The 15,478-nt window shown below is 76.6% G+C and carries 16 protein-coding genes; 5 read left to right on the top strand and 11 right to left on the bottom strand.

From position 1 onward, the window contains the following. The first annotated feature begins 20 nt into the window (after window positions 1–20). The 3 genes from AB6N23_RS08810 to AB6N23_RS08800 all read left to right on the top strand — a co-directional run bounded on the left by AB6N23_RS08810 (window position 21) and on the right by AB6N23_RS08800 (window position 1,519). Window positions 21–677: an MBL fold metallo-hydrolase gene (locus AB6N23_RS08810; RefSeq protein ID WP_412865715.1), complete on the top strand. Its 657-nt coding sequence runs from the start codon at window positions 21–23 to the stop codon at window positions 675–677. 75 nt (window positions 678–752) lie between these two features. Next, complete coding sequence (locus AB6N23_RS08805) at window positions 753–959, top strand: hypothetical protein (RefSeq protein WP_412865714.1); 207 nt, start codon at window positions 753–755, stop codon at window positions 957–959. A gap of 35 nt (window positions 960–994) precedes the next feature. Then, complete coding sequence (locus AB6N23_RS08800) at window positions 995–1,519, top strand: GNAT family N-acetyltransferase (RefSeq protein ID WP_412865713.1); 525 nt, start codon at window positions 995–997, stop codon at window positions 1,517–1,519. A 140-nt stretch (window positions 1,520–1,659) separates the two neighbouring features. On the opposite strand, the gene AB6N23_RS08795 is transcribed toward AB6N23_RS08800, so the two are convergent. Together AB6N23_RS08795 and AB6N23_RS08790 are read right to left on the bottom strand one after the other, a co-directional pair. Next, window positions 1,660–1,992, bottom strand: a complete 333-nt coding sequence (locus tag AB6N23_RS08795; protein ID WP_378205650.1) for a DUF3140 domain-containing protein — start codon at window positions 1,990–1,992, stop codon at window positions 1,660–1,662. Between the two features lie 67 nt (window positions 1,993–2,059). Further along, complete coding sequence (locus tag AB6N23_RS08790; RefSeq protein ID WP_412865712.1) at window positions 2,060–2,959, bottom strand: NAD(P)H-binding protein; 900 nt, start codon at window positions 2,957–2,959, stop codon at window positions 2,060–2,062. A 170-nt stretch (window positions 2,960–3,129) separates the two neighbouring features. On the opposite strand from AB6N23_RS08790, the gene AB6N23_RS08785 reads away from it, so the two are divergent. Next, complete coding sequence (locus AB6N23_RS08785; protein WP_412865711.1) at window positions 3,130–3,783, top strand: hypothetical protein; 654 nt, start codon at window positions 3,130–3,132, stop codon at window positions 3,781–3,783. Between the two features lie 82 nt (window positions 3,784–3,865). Here AB6N23_RS08785 and AB6N23_RS08780 read toward each other — a convergent pair whose 3' ends face one another. Beyond that, window positions 3,866–4,816, bottom strand: coding sequence for an aldo/keto reductase (locus AB6N23_RS08780; RefSeq protein WP_412865725.1), 951 nt, complete (start codon window positions 4,814–4,816; stop codon window positions 3,866–3,868). 215 nt (window positions 4,817–5,031) lie between these two features. On the opposite strand from AB6N23_RS08780, the gene AB6N23_RS08775 reads away from it, so the two are divergent. Continuing rightward, a complete protein-coding gene (locus AB6N23_RS08775) occupies window positions 5,032–5,376 on the top strand; it encodes an RNA polymerase-binding protein RbpA (protein WP_378205069.1) in 345 nt (114 codons plus the stop codon). A 146-nt stretch (window positions 5,377–5,522) separates the two neighbouring features. Here AB6N23_RS08775 and lnt read toward each other — a convergent pair whose 3' ends face one another. The 8 genes from lnt to AB6N23_RS08735 form a co-directional block, all read right to left on the bottom strand. After that, window positions 5,523–7,088: an apolipoprotein N-acyltransferase gene (gene lnt / locus AB6N23_RS08770; protein ID WP_412865710.1), complete on the bottom strand. Its 1,566-nt coding sequence runs from the start codon at window positions 7,086–7,088 to the stop codon at window positions 5,523–5,525. 546 nt (window positions 7,089–7,634) lie between these two features. Beyond that, window positions 7,635–9,266: an amidohydrolase gene (locus AB6N23_RS08765; RefSeq protein WP_412865709.1), complete on the bottom strand. Its 1,632-nt coding sequence runs from the start codon at window positions 9,264–9,266 to the stop codon at window positions 7,635–7,637. Window positions 9,267–9,312: 46 nt separating this feature from the next. Then, on the bottom strand, window positions 9,313–12,162 hold the full coding sequence (locus AB6N23_RS08760; protein WP_412865708.1) for a DEAD/DEAH box helicase: 2,850 nt from the start codon (window positions 12,160–12,162) through the stop codon (window positions 9,313–9,315). A 15-nt stretch (window positions 12,163–12,177) separates the two neighbouring features. Continuing rightward, window positions 12,178–13,110 (bottom strand): diacylglycerol/lipid kinase family protein, encoded by a 933-nt coding sequence (locus tag AB6N23_RS08755; protein ID WP_412865707.1) that lies wholly within the window; start codon window positions 13,108–13,110, stop codon window positions 12,178–12,180. Beyond that, the gene (tatC, locus tag AB6N23_RS08750) at window positions 13,107–13,946 is read right to left on the bottom strand and encodes a twin-arginine translocase subunit TatC (protein ID WP_412865724.1); all 840 of its coding nucleotides are present in this window, start codon (window positions 13,944–13,946) and stop codon (window positions 13,107–13,109) included. The genes AB6N23_RS08755 and tatC overlap by 4 nt, the downstream gene beginning before the upstream one ends. Window positions 13,947–13,995: 49 nt before the next feature. Then, the gene (tatA, locus tag AB6N23_RS08745) at window positions 13,996–14,274 is read right to left on the bottom strand and encodes a Sec-independent protein translocase subunit TatA (protein ID WP_378205084.1); all 279 of its coding nucleotides are present in this window, start codon (window positions 14,272–14,274) and stop codon (window positions 13,996–13,998) included. 180 nt (window positions 14,275–14,454) lie between these two features. Continuing rightward, complete coding sequence (locus tag AB6N23_RS08740) at window positions 14,455–14,787, bottom strand: hypothetical protein (RefSeq protein WP_412865706.1); 333 nt, start codon at window positions 14,785–14,787, stop codon at window positions 14,455–14,457. A gap of 2 nt (window positions 14,788–14,789) precedes the next feature. Then, window positions 14,790–15,478, bottom strand: a 689-nt coding sequence (locus tag AB6N23_RS08735) for a WYL domain-containing protein (protein ID WP_412865705.1), incomplete at its 5' end; no start/stop codon positions are given.

The raw sequence follows: 15,478 nt of genomic DNA, 5'->3' as shown, positions 1-15,478 counted from the left end.
CGCTGCACCAGGATGGGCGCATGCCGCTGACGATCACCCGCCACGGGCACTCCTGCGTCCGCGTCGAGCGCGACGGGCGCGTGCTCGTCGTCGACCCGGGCACCTGGAGCGACCTCGACGCCGCGCTCGACGGTGCGGAGGCCGTCCTGATCACGCACGAGCACCCCGACCACGTCGAGGTGGGGGCCGTGGCCGACCGCGTCCGTGCCGGGGTCGACGTGTGGGCTCCCGGGACCGTGGTCGCCGACCTGGAGGCGGCGGGCGCGCCCCGGCACCGGCTCCACCCGGTCGCCGACGGCGACGACCTCACGGTCGCCGGCGCGCGCGTCCGGGTGCTGGGGGAGCGGCACGAGGTGATCCACCCGGACCTGCCCGTGCCCGCGAACGTGGCGTACCTCGTCGACGACGTGCTGCTGCACCCGGGCGACTCGTACACCCTGCCGCCGGCCGGCACGTCCGTCGACGTGCTGCTGCAGCCGGTCGGCGCGCCGTGGCTGCGGCTCGCGGACGCCGCCGACTACGTCCGCGCCGTGGCGCCGCGCACGGTCGTGCCGATCCACGACGAGCTGCTGAGCGAGCGGGGTCGCGCGGGCGCGGTGCGCCTCCTGCGCACGCTCGTGCCGGCGAGCGAGCTCGTCGTGCTCGCGTCGGGGGAGCCGCTGCGGCTCCCGGGCTGAGGGCGGTGCCGCGGGGCGGACCGGTCGCCGGACGAGGATGGGGTGGCTAGCGTGGGCGCGTCGGAAGGAGACACCGTGTCGGAGAGCCACGACGTGCCGCACCTGGAGCAGGACGAGACCGTCCCGCCGCGTCCCGAGGAGGAGGTGGCCGACCTCGCCCGCTCCGTCCCGGACCCCGCGGGCCACGGTGGTGAGCGGCGTGCGGCGGCCGACCTGGACGGCGCCGACGGCCTGGGGGAGCAGCGCCCCGACGACGGCCCGACGGCGCGCGAGGTCGGCTGAGGCGCGCCGGCACCGACGTAGGGCATCCTGGCCCGATGCAGATCCGCGCCGTGGTCGAGGACGACTGGACGCTCGTCCGTGACATCCGCCTGCGGGCGCTGCGCGAGTCGCCGGACGTCTTCGGGTCGTCGCTCGCGCGCGAGGAGCGGTTCCTCGAGTCGCACTGGCGCATGCGGCTGCGCACGAGCTCGACGTGGGTCGCCGTCGACGACGACGGGACGCCTCGCGGGCTCGTGTCGATGATCCAGGAGCCGGGATCACCCGAGCACGACCGCCACGTCGTCCAGATGTGGGTCGCCCCGGAAGCGCGCCGCCAGGGCGTCGCGTGGGCGATGCTCGACGCGGTGGTGCGGGCCGCGGCGCAGGACGGCGCCGACACCGTGTCGTTGTGGGTCGTCGAGGACAACGCGTCCGCCGTCGACCTGTACGTGCGCGCCGGCTTCGTGCGCACCGGCGAGCGGCAGGTGCTGCCGCGGGACCCGGACCGCACCGAGGAGCGCTACGAGCGCCACGTCGACGTCGCCGGGCTCGCCGCCAGCCCGCGGTCCGACCCGGCCTGAGGGAGCGGTCGGAGCGACAGGCGGACTCGCCTCCGCGCGCGTTCTGACATAATGCACATTATCGGCGTTGTGGCTGGAGTGCCGGAGAGGGGCATGCAGCGCCCGTCGCGCCGGGTCCTCGACGACCCGGCCTCAGCGCGTCACGTCAGTGGGTCGTGACCCCAGTTCATCAGCGAGTACCGCCAGCGCGTGTCGGTGACGTCGCCGTCGGGTCGCTGCGCCAGGTGCCGGTGCACGTAGCCGACGACCTTGCGCATGTGCTCGTGGTCGTCGTCCGTCAGGTCGGCCTTCTTCGTGCGCAGGATCTCGACGATGCGGCGTCCCGACTCGTGGCCGACCGACTCGCCGCCGCCGTCCTTCTGGCCGACGGACCGTGACTCGTCGGTCTCGAGCCAGCGCTCGAGCTCGGCCGGCGTCATGGTGACCGCCTCGTGGAAGTCCTTCGCCACCTGCGTGCGCTCGTCCTCGTCCATGACCTGATGCTCGCACCCCGGCACGAGGCCGACATCCCGACGGCGCGGGTACCCGGGAGCCCGCCAGTCATCCCATGTCTTCTCCGGTACCTCTCCCGCCGCGCAGCTCCGGCGCCAGGTGCTCGGCGGCCCATGACCGGAAGGTCGTCGGTGTCGTGCTCACCGCGTCGCGGGCGTCCTCCTGGCGGACGTCGGATCGGAACCCGCGCGCCATGCCGACCACCGCCTCCACCTGCGTCGGCGGCATGCCGACGGCGCGCAGCTGCTCCGCGACGACGTCGTCGGCGACCTGCTCGGCCCGGAACGGCCGGCCGACGAGCTCCGTCAGCGTCGCGGCGACGTCCGCGCCGGAGAGGTCCGCCGGGCCGAGCACGCCCTGCGTCGTGCGACCGGACCAGTCGACCGACAGCAGGCGCAGCGCCGCCACGTCCGCGACGTCGTCCGGCGCGACCCACGGGATCCGACGGTCCACCTCGAGCTGCGACGCGACGACGCCGGCCCGCAGCGCGGCGAGGTCCAGGAGCAGGTTGCTGAAGAAGTAGCCGCAGCGCAGGTGCGTGACCGCCGCACCGCTGCCGTCGAGGTGCTCCTCGAGGGCGCCGAGGCCGTCGATCTCGCCGAACCCCTGTCGGGCTTCGGCACCGACGCTGCTCTGCACCACGACGCGGGCCACGCCGTTCTCGCGCACGGCCGCCGCGGCGACGCGTCCGAGCCGGTCGTAGGCGGCGACGGGGTCGGGTCCGAGCGACGGCGCGACCCAGTGCAGCGCGTCGGCGCCGCGCGTGGCGCGCACGACGGCGTCGAGGTCCATGAGGTCGGCCGTGACGACCTCGCTGCGGCGCCGGACGTCGGGCGCGAGGCGGGCGGGGTCGCGGACCACCACCACCGGCCGGACGCCGGCACGGTGCAGGCGCGCCACGACGCGCGACCCGACCTGCCCGGTCGGTGTGCTGACGACGATGCGCACGGGAACCTCCTCCGTCGGGGCGGGACGGCACCGGTCTACCGCCGACCACCGACATCGGCGCCGGTGCGCGCCTGCCGAGCCGACCCCAGCCTCACCCCTGCGGCACCCCGTCCACGGGCCGGTCGCCGCCCCGTCCCGCCGGCCCCTCTCCCCCGTGACGCTCCACCGCCATGAGCGACCCGACCGGCGCCGACGCGCCCGAGCCCACCCCGTCCGACCCGACCCGGCCCGACACCACCCGACCCGACCCCGCCCGGCCCGACGCCACCCCGCCCGACCCCACCAGCGCCGACATCGCCGACGCCCGGCCCGACGACGCGGGCCGCGGCGCCTCGGGCCTCCGCGCCGCCGACCACGGCATCCCCCGGCCGCACCCGGCGGGCAGCGGCTGGTCCGCGCCGGGCCCCGACGACGACCTCGCCGACGCGGTGTCGCCCGGCGTCGCGGTCCCCGACGCGGACGCCGCGCTCGAGCTGATGCTCCGGCTCGTCGGGCCCGAGCGCGCGGGACCGCCGGCGCTGTGGTTCGCGCTCCTCGACGCCGACCGGCGACTGCTGCCCGTCGTGCTGCCGATCAGCGAGGTGCCCCTGCGGCCAGACGCCGCCGCGGCACGGCAGATCGTGCACGTGCTCGCGTCCGTCCTGGAGCAGGAGCCGCGCGGCGGCGGTGTCGTCGTCGCGGTCGTGCGTGCCGCCGGCGGCGACCACGGCTCGTTCGAACGGGCGTGGGCGCACGCCCTGCTGCTCGCCGCGACCGACCGCGCACTGACCGTGGCCGCCGTCGTGGCGGTCGGCGAGCACCGCGCACGCGTGCTCCCGGTGTGACCACGGCGCGACGGCGCGAGTGTGACAGCGCTGGTGCCGCGCCACGGGTGCGGGCCGGCGACGACGCCGGCCCGCACCGCAGTCACGCGCCCGGGCCGGGCGACGCCTCGTCGATCGCGGCGAGCTGCTCGAGGTCGGGCTCCCACAGGGTGGCGGCCACGTTCGCGCGCACCTGCTCGGGCGTGCGTGCGCCGGCGATGACGGAGCCGACGGCGGGCTGGGCCGCCAGCCCGCCGAGCGCGACCGTGGGCAGGTCGACGCCCCACGCGTCCGCGAGGGCGGCCAGCGCCTCGATGCGGTCGAAGTCCGCGCCGGCCATGCGCTGCGGCATGCGCTCGAGCCGCGACCCGGCGGGCGCCGCCTCGCCGCGGCGGTACTTGCCGGTGAGCAGCCCGGAGGCGAGCGGCACGTACGGCAGGATGCCGACGCCGACGTGCTCGGCGGCCGGCACGAGCTCCGCCTCGGCGTCACGGTCCATGAGGTTGTACCGGTTCTGCGCCGAGACGAACGGCGTGGTCCCGGCCGTGCGCGCGGCCCAGTCCGCGTCGACGAGCTGCCACGCCGTGAAGTTCGAGGACCCGATGTAGCGGACCTTCCCCTCGGTGACGAGCTCGTGCAGCGCCGCGAGCGTCTCCTCGACCGGCGTCTCCGGCTCGGGCCGGTGCAGCTGGTACAGGTCGACGTGGTCGGTGCCGAGGCGGCGCAACGAGCCCTCGACCGCGCGGCGCACGTACCGGCGGGAGGCGCGCGACCCCCAGTCGGGACCGTTCAGCCCGCCGACGTCCATCCCGAACTTCGTCGCGACGACCACGTCGTCGCGTCGGCCGCGCAGCGCGTGCCCGAGCAGCTCCTCGCTCTGGCCCGGCGTGCCGCCGTACACGTCGGCGGTGTCGAAGAAGGTGACGCCGGCGTCGAGCGCGGCGTGCACGACGGCCTCCACGCCGTCCGGCTCGAGCGTGGCGCCGAACGTGTTGCAGCCGAGGCCGGCGGTCGAGACGGTCAGGCCGGAGTCGCCGAGGCGGCGGTAGGTCATGGTCACCACGGCAGCCTAGGTCGGCCCCCGCCCGGCGGCGCGCCCGGGTGACCGCCCGCCGGCGACGCCGGTTCCGCGCGCGCTCCCGGCGACGCTGCGTCAGAGTGGTTTCACCAGACCTTCACGGTGGGCGAGGAACACCGTCGTCTGCGTCCCCGTTGACATCACAGGAAGCATCAGGCACGACGGCCGCACAAACGGCACGGAGGTCCCACATGGCCAACAGGTCCCTGCGCGGGATGCGCATCGGGTCCCACAGCATGGAGACGGAGGAGGGCGTCGACTTCGCCCCCCGCCTCCAGGCGTACTACGACTGCCCCAACGGGCACACGATCATCCTGCCGTTCTCGGTCGAGGCCGACGTCCCGGTGGTGTGGGAGTGCCGTTGCGGGGCGGAGGCGCTCCTGCGTGACGCCTCGAAGCCCGAGGTGAAGGCGGGCAAGCCGCCGCGCACGCACTGGGACATGCTCCTCGAGCGGCGCACCGTGAACGAGCTCCAGGAGCTGCTCGACGAGCGGCTCGACCTGCTGCGGGCCGGCAAGCTGCGCCGCAGCGCCTGACCGCACGCACCAGCCCGGCGTCCCGGTCCACCGACCGCACGACGCCGCACGCAGGCCCCGACGCCCCCGGTGACACGACCCCGGGGGCGTCGTGCTGCCCGCCGCCGGCGAGCCCGCCTGCACGCGAGGCGTGGCGCCGCGTCGCCTCAGGCGCCGTCGGGACGCTCGTCGCGGCGCAGCCGGTAGGCGCCCACGGCGCCGGCCACCACGACGCACACGGCGAGGCCGTCGACGACCCACGCGGGCCACTCCCCCAGGCGTGTCGCCGGCGTCAGGGACGTGCGCAGCGGCAGCGTCGCGACCAGCTGCGCGGCCGTGAACAGCCCGGTGCTCTGCACGACGGCGCCGTTCGGCGCGATCACCGCGCTGACGCCGACCGTGGAGATCTGCACCGTCGCGCGCCCGTGCTCGATGGCCCGCAGGCGCGACATCGCCAGCTGCTGGGTGGACTCGTCCGTCCACCCGAACGACGCGTTGTTCGTCTGCACGACCAGCACCTCGCCGCCCTCGCGGACCGCCTCGCGCACGATCCCGTCGTACGCGACCTCGAAGCAGATGACGTCGCCGATCAGGACCGTGCGCCCCAGGCGCTCGGACGCCAGCGGCACGACGCCCGGCTCGGTGCCCGGGATCATGTCGCGGGTGACGAGGTCGACGGCCGAGGAGAAGTGCCGCACGAACCCGCGCATCGGGATGTACTCGGCGAAGGGTGCCGGCCGCTGCTTGGAGTAGGTCGCGACGACGCCGGTGCCGGGCTCCCACAGGACAGCGGTGTTGTAGCGGCCCCCGCTCTCCGGGTACTCGACGGTCCCGACGAGCATCGGCGCACCCACGTCCCGCGCGGCCGCGTCGATCAGGCCGGCCGCCTCCGCGTCGACCTGCGGGTCGATGTCCGAGCCGTTCTCGGGCCACAGGACGACGTCGAGCTCGCCCGGTGCGACCCGGTCCAGCAGGGCGCGCGTGCCGGCGACGTGGTTGTCGAGCACCTGGCGGCGCTGCCCGAACGCGTCGAGCCGGCCGGGCTCGGGCACGTTGCCCTGCACGGCCCCGGTGCGCAGCGTGCCGGCCTCGGCGCCCGTCTCGAGCGGCACGAGCAGCGCCCCGACGACGAGTGCGGCGACGGCCGCGAGCGCCCCGAGGGTGCGTCCCGCCGCCACCTCGCGCGCCGCGAGCAGGGCGCGCGCGAGCAGCACGCCGAGCGCCGCGACGACGGCGCTGAGCAGCGGCGTGCCGCCGAGCCACGTGTACGCGGCGAGCGGCGAGTCGGCCTGCGAGAACGCGAGCCGTCCCCACGGGAAGCCGCCGAACGGCCACGCGCCGCGCAGCTCCTCGACGCCCACCCACAGGACCACGAGGACGACGAGCTGCCAGGGGCCGCTGCGCCAGACGGCGTGCCCGCGACGCGCCCACGCCCAGGCGGCCCCGAAGAGCGCGACGTACGACGCCTCGAGCACGCTGAGCGCCGCCCACGGCACCGGGCCGACCGCCTCGTACGCCCACGTGATCATCGGCGCGAAGCACGCCAGGCCCCACACGAGCCCGACCAGGGCGTTCCACCGGGCGCTGTCGCGCCGCAGCGCGAGGTACAGCAGCGCGGTGCCGGCGAACGCGGCGCCCCACCACCCCGGGTCGGGGAACGCCATGCGCGTCAGCCAGCCGCCTGCCCCAGCGAGGAGCAGCGTCGCCCAGCGGGCGGGGGGCGGGTGCGGCACCGCGTCAGGGTACGTCAGCGGGTCGGGGCCACCGGGCGCGGCGGCGGCTCGTCGACGGTGAGGCGTGCCACTCGCGGAGCCGTCACGCGGTCCGGGGCCGGGGAGTCGCCTCCCCGGCTCCGACCGACCGGCCCGTGCGCCCTTCGTACCGGCGAGGACGGGGTCCTGCCGTTGTCTGTTGAGCGCACGGGCCCGGCCGGAGCTCTGGCCGACGGCACCGGACGAGCAGTCTGTGGCCCCCCAACCGGTGCCCTCGTCGGCAAGCCACTGTGGAACCTACTCCCGTGCGCGCCGAGGGTGTCAAGGCGGCGTACCGCCAGGTCAGCGGCCTCCGTCCAGGTCAGGGTGTCCGTCCCGACCGCGTCGCAGGAGCCGTTCCCGGCGTGTCGTCCGCGTGTCGTGCGCCGACGCCGGCCTGTGTGTCGCGCAGGTGACGTCGACGTCGCGGCACGACGACGGGCGGGCGACGAAGTTCACCCGGTCGGCGCAGTCGTCGGCAGCGTCGGCGCAGCCGTCGGCGCACCGGCGTCCGGCGTCGGGACGGGCTCAGCCCAGCTCGTCGTGCAGCACGACGCCCGCGCGCACGGTGCGCAGGCACCGCGGTGCCGGGGCGTCGGGCGACAGGTCGGGCAGGAGCGGCGACCCGGCCCGGGCGTCGGCGCTCCACGCCGACGTCCGCGCCGCCTGCACGACGAGGTGCTCGGCACGCCAGACCGCGAGGTGCGCGGGCGCCCCGACGCGCAGCTCGCCGGCGCCGGTGTGGTCGAGGTGCGCGAGCCGCCAGCCGCCGCGCGTCGCGGCCCGGAACGCGGCCCGCACCGAGATGCGCTGGTCGACCTCGTGGTGCGCGGCCGCCGCGCGGACCCCGGCCCACGGGTCGACCGGCGTGACCGGGCTGTCCGACCCCAGCGCGAGCGGCACGCCCGCGGCCGCCAGGTCGGCGAACGGGTTGAGCGCCGCGGCGCGACCGCGGCCGAGGCGTGCGGCGTACATGCCGTCCGGCCCGCCCCACACCGCGTCGAACGCCGGCTGGACGGACAGCCGCAGCCCGAGCAGCACGAGCTGCGCGAGCGAGTGCGCGTCCACCATCTCGGCGTGCTCGATGCGGTGCCCGGCGCCGGCGACGGCGGCCGTCCCCTCCACGTCGGCGGCGGCCCGCAGGCCCAGCAGCACCTCGTCGAGCGCACGGTCGCCGATGACGTGGAACGCCGCGTGCGAGCCCGCCCGCGTCACCGCGGTGACGTGGTTGGCGATCTGCTCGGCGCTCAGGTACAGGTGACCCGACGTGCCGGGCGCGTCCGCGTAGGGCTGCCGCAGCGCGGCGGTGCGCGAGCCGAAGGACCCGTCGACGTTGAGGTCGCCGCCGATGCCCGCGAGCCCCGGCAGGTCGGCCAGCAGCTCCCGGGCGTCGTCCACCGTGACGCAGGCCTCGCCGCGGTAGCCGATGACGAGGGGCAGGGCGGAGGCCGGGTCGGCCGTCATGGTGAGGAGCTCGCGCAGGCCGTCGCGGGTGTCGATGGAGGGCGCCGAGTGCTCGTGCACCGCGACGACGCCCTGCGCCGCCGCGGCGGTGAGCGCCTCGCGGTACAGCGCGGTCCGCTCGGCCGCGTCGACGGCCCGGGCCACGGCGCGCGCGGCGTGGTGGGCGTCGCGCTCGACGCGGCCGTCCTCCGACCACCCGGGCAGCCCGTGCAGGCCGGCGAGCTCCGCGAGCGCCGAGGACACCACCGCGGAGTGCACGTCGACCCGCGCCAGGTAGACCGGCAGGCCCTGCCCGACGGCGTCGAGCTCGGCGCGCGTGGGCGGGCGGCCCTCGGGCCAGTCGCGCTCGTCCCAGCCGTGGCCGAGCAGCGGGAGGCGCTCCCCCGCGGACCGGGCGCCGGCGGCCCGGGCGAGCGCGTCGAGCGCGTCGGCGAGGCTGCGCACCCCGGCCGCGAGGGAGAGGTCGACGCCGCGGGCGGCGAGCGCCGACTCGAGCAGGTGCACGTGCGCGTCGACGAAGGCGGGGGCGACGAGCGCGCCGTCGAGCTCGACGACCTCGTCGACGCCCGCGACCAGGCCGTCGGCGGTGTCGTCCGAGCCCATCCACGCGACGGTGCCGTCCTCGACGAGCACCGCCTCGGCGAAGGGGTCGGACGGGGAGTGCACGACTCCGTGGCGGTAGAGCGTCGAGGTCACATCCGCACACCCTAGGCCCGCAGCGCCCGTCGCACCGCCGCGCCCGTCACACCGCCGAGTACGCCACCACCCCGCGGCGCAGCGCCGTGACGGCGCGGTCGGCCGTGGTCCGCAGGCGCGCGGTCGGCGCGGCGCCGTGGATCTGGTCGAGCACGTCGACGACCTGCTTGACCCAGCGCACGAAGTCGCCGGCCGCGATGTCGCCGCCGCGCAGGACGGAGTCGAGGCTGCGCCCGGCCGCCCAGCGGTGGATCGGCTCGACGAGCCCGGTGTCGAGCGGCTGGATGGTCTCGAGCCGGTGCCCGTGCTCGAGGTCCTCGAGCTCCGACCAGGCGCGCACCGCCGCCTCGAGCGCGCGCCCGAGGCGGCTCTCGGGCCCGCCCGGCACGCGCGGCTCCACCTCCTCGTCGCGCCGCGACCGGTACACCAGCGCGGACACGGCCGCGGCGAGCTGCGGGGCGTCGAGCTCCTCCCACACGCCGCGGCGCAGGCACTCGGCGAGCAGCAGGTCGTTCTCGGCGTAGATGCGGCGCAGCCACTGGCCGGCGTCCGTGACCGCCAGCGCGGTCCCGCCGGTCGGCGTCGCCGCCCCGGTGTCACTGCGCTCGAGGTACCCGAGCGTGACGAGCACGTCGCAGATGCGGTCGAACACGGCGGCGATCGAGCCGGTGCGTCCGGCGATCCGGGTCACGAGGGCGTCGTGCTCGCTCTTGAGGCGGTGCCAGCGGTCCGCCCAGCGGGCGTGCTCCTCGCGGTCCGGGCAGCGGTGGCACGGGTGCGCGCGCAGCCGACGGCGCATCGCCTCGAGCTCGGCGTCGTCGGCCGCGGCGGTGCGCCGGGCGTCGCGGCGTCCCTGGCGGCCCGGGGCGGGCGTGACGTCGAGCTCGTCGAGGCGGGCGCGCAGGCGCGCGGCCAGGTCGCGCCGCGCCGCGGGGACCCGCACGTTGAACGACGACGGCACGCGCAGGCTGCCCACGGTCCGCGCGCCCGTGCCCACGTCGGCCACCGTGAGGCGGCGCACCTGGCGGTCGGTCGTCAGGACGGTCGGCTTCGGGCCGTCGAAGCCCGGGCGGCCGCCGGGGTCGACGACGACGGCGTACGACGCGCGCCGGCCGGTCGGCACCTCGAGCAGGTCGCCGACGCGCAGACCCTCGAGCGTGCGGGCCACGTCGGCGCGCCGGGCGGACGCGGCCTGCCTGGCCAGGTCCTTCTCGCGGTCGCCGACCGCGCGGCGCAGCGCCGCGTACTCGGCGAAGTCGCCGAGGTCGCACGACATCGCCTCGGCGTACCCGTCGAGGGCCTCGGCGTGCGACTGCGCCTGCCGGGCCAGACCGACGACGCCCCGGTCGGCCTGGAACTGCGCGAACGACGTCTCCAGCACCTCGCGGGCCCGGTCGCGCCCGACCTGCGCGACGAGGTTGACCGCCATGTTGTACGTGGGGCGGAACGACGAGCGCAGCGGGTACAGGCGCCGCGACGCGAGCCCGGCCAGCTGCACGGGGTCGAGGCCGGTGTGCGCGACGACGACCGCGTGCCCCTCGGTGTCGATGCCACGGCGGCCGGCGCGCCCCGTCAGCTGCGTGTACTCCCCCGGCGTGATGTCGACGTGCGAGGACCCGTCCCACTTGACCAGCCGCTCGAGCACCACCGAGCGCGCGGGCATGTTGATGCCCAGCGCGAGGGTCTCCGTCGCGAAGACGACCTTGACGAGCCCGCGCGAGAACAGGTCCTCGACCGTCTCCTTGAACAGCGGGAGCATGCCGGCGTGGTGGGCGGCGACGCCGCGCGCGAGGGCGTCCTCGAACGCGTCGTAGCCGAGCACGCCGAGGTCCTCCGGCGGGATCGCGGCGCACCGCTCCTCGGCGACGCGGCGGATCTCGGCCTGCTCGGCGGGGGTCGTCAGGCGGACGCCCGCGGACAGGCACTGCTGCACGGCCGCCTCGCAGCCGGCGCGGGAGAAGATGAAGACGATCGCGGGCAGCAGGTGCTCCTGCGCGAGCGAGTCGACGACCGCGAACCGCGGCGCCTGGCGCACCCCGACGCCCGGCCGGCCGTCGCGGCCGCGGGAGCCGCGGTCGCCCGGGCCCCGCCGGTCCCGGGGGTCCGACTGCTGGCGGCGCAGCAGGTGCGTGAGGTCCGGGTTGATCGGCGGGTCGACGCCCGGGTCGGTCGGGTCGACGTGCCCGGCGTAGAGGTCGAGCAGCTCGTCGCCGACGAGCACGTGCTGGCCGAGCGGCACCGGCCGGTGCTCGCTGACCACCACGGTCGTGTCGCCCCGAACGGTCGACAGCCAGTCGCCGAACTCCTCGGCGTTGGACACCGTGGCGGAGAGCGACACCAGCTGCACGTCGTCGGGCAGGTGGATGATCACCTCCTCCCAGACGGGACCGCGGAAGCGGTCGGCGAGGTAGTGCACCTCGTCCATGACGACGTACCCGAGGCCCGCCAGCGCAGGCGAGCCGGCGTAGAGCATGTTGCGCAGCACCTCGGTCGTCATGACGACCACGTCGGCGTCGCCGTTGATGTTCGTGTCGCCGGTCAGCAGGCCCACGCGCTCCTGGCCGTGCACGCGCGCGAGGTCGGCGTACTTCTGGTTCGACAGCGCCTTGATCGGCGTCGTGTAGAACGCCTTGCGCCCGGACGCCAGCGCGAGGTGGACGGCGAACTCGCCCACGACCGTCTTGCCGGCACCGGTCGGCGCGGCGACGAGGACGCCGCTGCCGCGCTCGAGCGCCGCGCACGCCTCGACCTGGAAGTCGTCGAGCGGGAAGTCGAGCCGGGAGCGGAACTCGCCGAGCGCGCTGCGCTCGGCGCTCGCGCGGCGCCGGGCCGCGGCGTAGCGCTCGGCCGGGGAGAGCTCCGGCTCGCTGGTGGAGGGTCGGGACGAGCGTGCCACCCGCCCACCCTAGGCTCACGTCGCGGCGGTCCTCGCGCCGAGCAGCGACAACGCTCCCGGGACGACCTCCGCGACGAGCGGCAGCGGGCCGATCCGCTCCCCGTCCGCGAACGCCGGCGGGGGCGGCGGGCCGAGGTCCGCGCGCGGCTCGACGACGACGCGGCGGCTGCGCACGACGCGCACGCGCGGGTCGCGCACGTGCCGCCCGTGGTACAGCCCGGGGAAGATGCCGACCGCGCCCGCCCGGGTGAACGGCCCGGCGAGGACGACGTCGAGGAGGCCGTCGGTCGGGTCGGCGCCCGGCGCGATCCGCAGGCCGCCGCCGAACCACGCCGTGTTCGCGACCGCGACGAGGGTGCCGCCGGACTCCCACACGCCGTCGTCGAGCGTGACGCGGTACCCGTAGGGACGGAACCGCGCCAGCTCCGGCACGAGCGCACGGACGTACCGCGCGGTGCCGTGCGGCCACCGCAGCGTGTTGGCGCGCGCGTTCACGGCGGCGTCGAGCCCGCACGACAGCACGCCGGCGTACCACTCCCGCACGGGACCGCCGGGCGGTCCGACGCGCACGGCGTCGAGGGCGACCGGCCCGTCCCCCAGCCCCGCCAGCACCGCCGCGACGGCGCCGTCGACGTCGGCGCGGGGCAGCCCGACGGCCCGCGCCACGTCGTTGCCCGTCCCCACGGGCACGACGCCGAGGGGGACGCCCGTGCCCGCGAGCACGTCCGCGCCCAGGTGCACCATGCCGTCGCCGCCGACGACCACGAGGGCGTCGACGCCGGCGAGCACGGCGGCGCGTGCGCGGTCGGTGGCGCGTGCGAGCGTGGGCGCGGACAGGTCGTGGACGTCGTGCCCCGCGGCCGCCAGCAGCGCGTGGGTCCGTCGCCCGGCGGCGGCACCGCGGCCGCGGCCGGCGGCGGGGTTCACGACGAGGCCGAGCCGGCTCACCCCGCGTCCGCGGTGGCGGGTCCCCCGCCCGCGCCCTGCCGGCCGTCGCGCGTCCGCTCGCCCGGGCGCTCCCCCGGCATGGTGCCGTCCAGGCGCGGGAGGCCGTCGGCCACGCGCCGTCGGTCGACGCGGCGGTCGTGCACCAGGCACACACCGAGCGCGGCGCCGTAGAGCAGGCACATCGGGAAGGCGACGGCGAGCATCGTGACGACGTCCGGGGTCGGGGTCGCGATCGCCGCGAACACGAACGAGACGAGGACGGCCCAACGCCAGCCGTGCGCCCACGTCCTGCCCTGCACGACGCCCGCCATGGTGAGCGCCACCATCACGACGGGCAGGAGGAAGGCCGCGCCGAACGCCAGCATGAGCCGCATGACGAAGCTGAGGTAGAGCTGCCCGTCGGTGACGTTCGCGGTGCCCTCGGGCGTGAAGTCGAGGAGGAGCCGCACCGCGTTGGGCAGCACGGCCCACGCCAGCGCGGCCCCCGCGAGGAACAGCGGCACGGCCGCGGCGAGGAATCCGACCCCGTACAGCCGCTCGCGGCGCGTCAGCCCCGGGGTGACGAACGCCCAGAGCTGGTACAGCCACCACGGGCTCGTGACCAGGATCCCGAGGAACAGCGAGACCTTCACCTGCATGTCGAACGCCGTGGCGACGCCCGCGAAGTTGAGCGTGACGACCTCGTCGCGCTCCGCGGCGACCTGGCGCACCGGCTCCTGCAGCAGCGCGAAGACCGGCTCGTACAGCAGCCAGCCGGCGATGCCGCCGACGACGAGCCCGAGCGCGATCAGGACGAGCCGCCGGCGCAGCTCGCGCAGGTGCTCGCGCAGCGGCATCCGGCCGTCCGGCGTGCGGCGCCGGCGGGAGGACCTGCTCACGCCCGCGTCAGACGCGCGGCGGTGCGGCGGGATCCGGCGGCGTGTCCACCGGTCCCGACGTCGTGCTGCCGGTCGCCGCGTCGGGGCCGGGGACGGCGGGTCCGGTCACGGTGGTCCGGGTGGCGGCCGCGTCGCGGCGGTCGTCGTCCGCGAGGTCCTTGACCTCGTTCTTGAAGATCTTCATCGACTGACCGACGGACCGTGCGAGGCCCGGCAGGCGGTTGGCCCCGAACAGGAGCACGACCACCACCAGCACGATGAGGATGTGGCTCAGCTGAGGACGCACGACGCTCTCCTGCCATCGACGGCGTTGACCCTCCGAATTGTACGGGGTGCGACGCCGGAGTCGAAGCGCTTCGCCTCCGTGGCCGCGTCACCGGCCCGACGACGCGCGTGACGGCACGGCGACGGGGCGACGACCCGCGGGCGGCGCGCCGGTGACGCCGCGACGGCACCCGGCGGTCGCTCAGCCGAGCCAGCGCTCGGCGGCCTGCGCCACGGTGACCCGGTGACGGTCCCGGCGCGCCGCACGGCGCGCACGGCGGTCCGCCCGCAGCTCCTGCACGCGCGCGCCGAGCACGTCGACGTCCTGGCCGAGCGCGGGCCGCACGGGCGCCCGTGCGGCCCGCGCCGCCTCCTCGAGCTCCTCGACGCGCCGGCCCAGGAGCTCGAGCGTCTCCCCCGCCCGCGAGAGCTCGGCGCCGAGCGCGACGACGGAGCGCCACAGCCGCCGCCCGAGCAGGAACGCGCCCAGCAGCGTCCCCACCACGAGCACGACCCACACCACGGTCCACAGCACGCTCAGGCCTCCTCGGTGACGTCGGGTGCCGGCGTGACTGCCGACGGTGCGCCGAGCAGCGGCGCGTAGGCGGTGAGCGCCGCGCGGGCGGCGTCCGCCACCTCGCGCGCGACGCGGGCGGGGCGCACGTCGCGCACCTCGTCCGCCGCCTGGAGCAGCAGGTGGCGCAGCCACGCCGGCTGGACGACCCGCAGGTCGACCTCGAACGTGCCGTCGGCGAGCTCGCGGGTCGCCTCGACCGGCACCGACTCGACGACCCAGCGGGCGCGCCCGGCGAGGCGCACCGTGACGAGGTCGCCGCTCGGGTCCGGCGAGAAGACCTCGGCGTCCGGGGCGAGCGCGTGCTCGCCCGCCGGCCGGTCGAGCACGGTCGCGGCGACGACGCGGTCCATGCGGAACCGGCGCTCGGCGTCCGCCTCGACGGCCCACGCGATGAGGTAGGAGCGCTCGTCCTGCGTGACGAGGCGCAGCGGGTCGACCTCGCGCTCCGTCGCGACGTCGGAGGCGTCGACGTACCGCAGCAGCAGCCGCCGCCGCTCCGCCAGGGCGGCGCCCACGGCCGCGACGACCTCCGGCCGCGCGTCGACCTGCAGCTCGACGTCGACGCCGGCGGCGGCGTCACCCGCGGCGGCCTGCACCTTGGCGAGGGCGGAGTCGAGGACGGCGGCGCGCTCGGCGTCGAGGGCCGGCC

It is taken from the genome of Cellulomonas pasadenensis, from assembly GCF_047229365.1.
In the GTDB taxonomy this organism is placed as follows: Bacteria; Actinomycetota; Actinomycetes; order Actinomycetales; family Cellulomonadaceae; genus Cellulomonas.
Note: the sequence above shows the minus strand (reverse complement) of the source record. Positions and strands in the feature narration are given on the sequence as shown.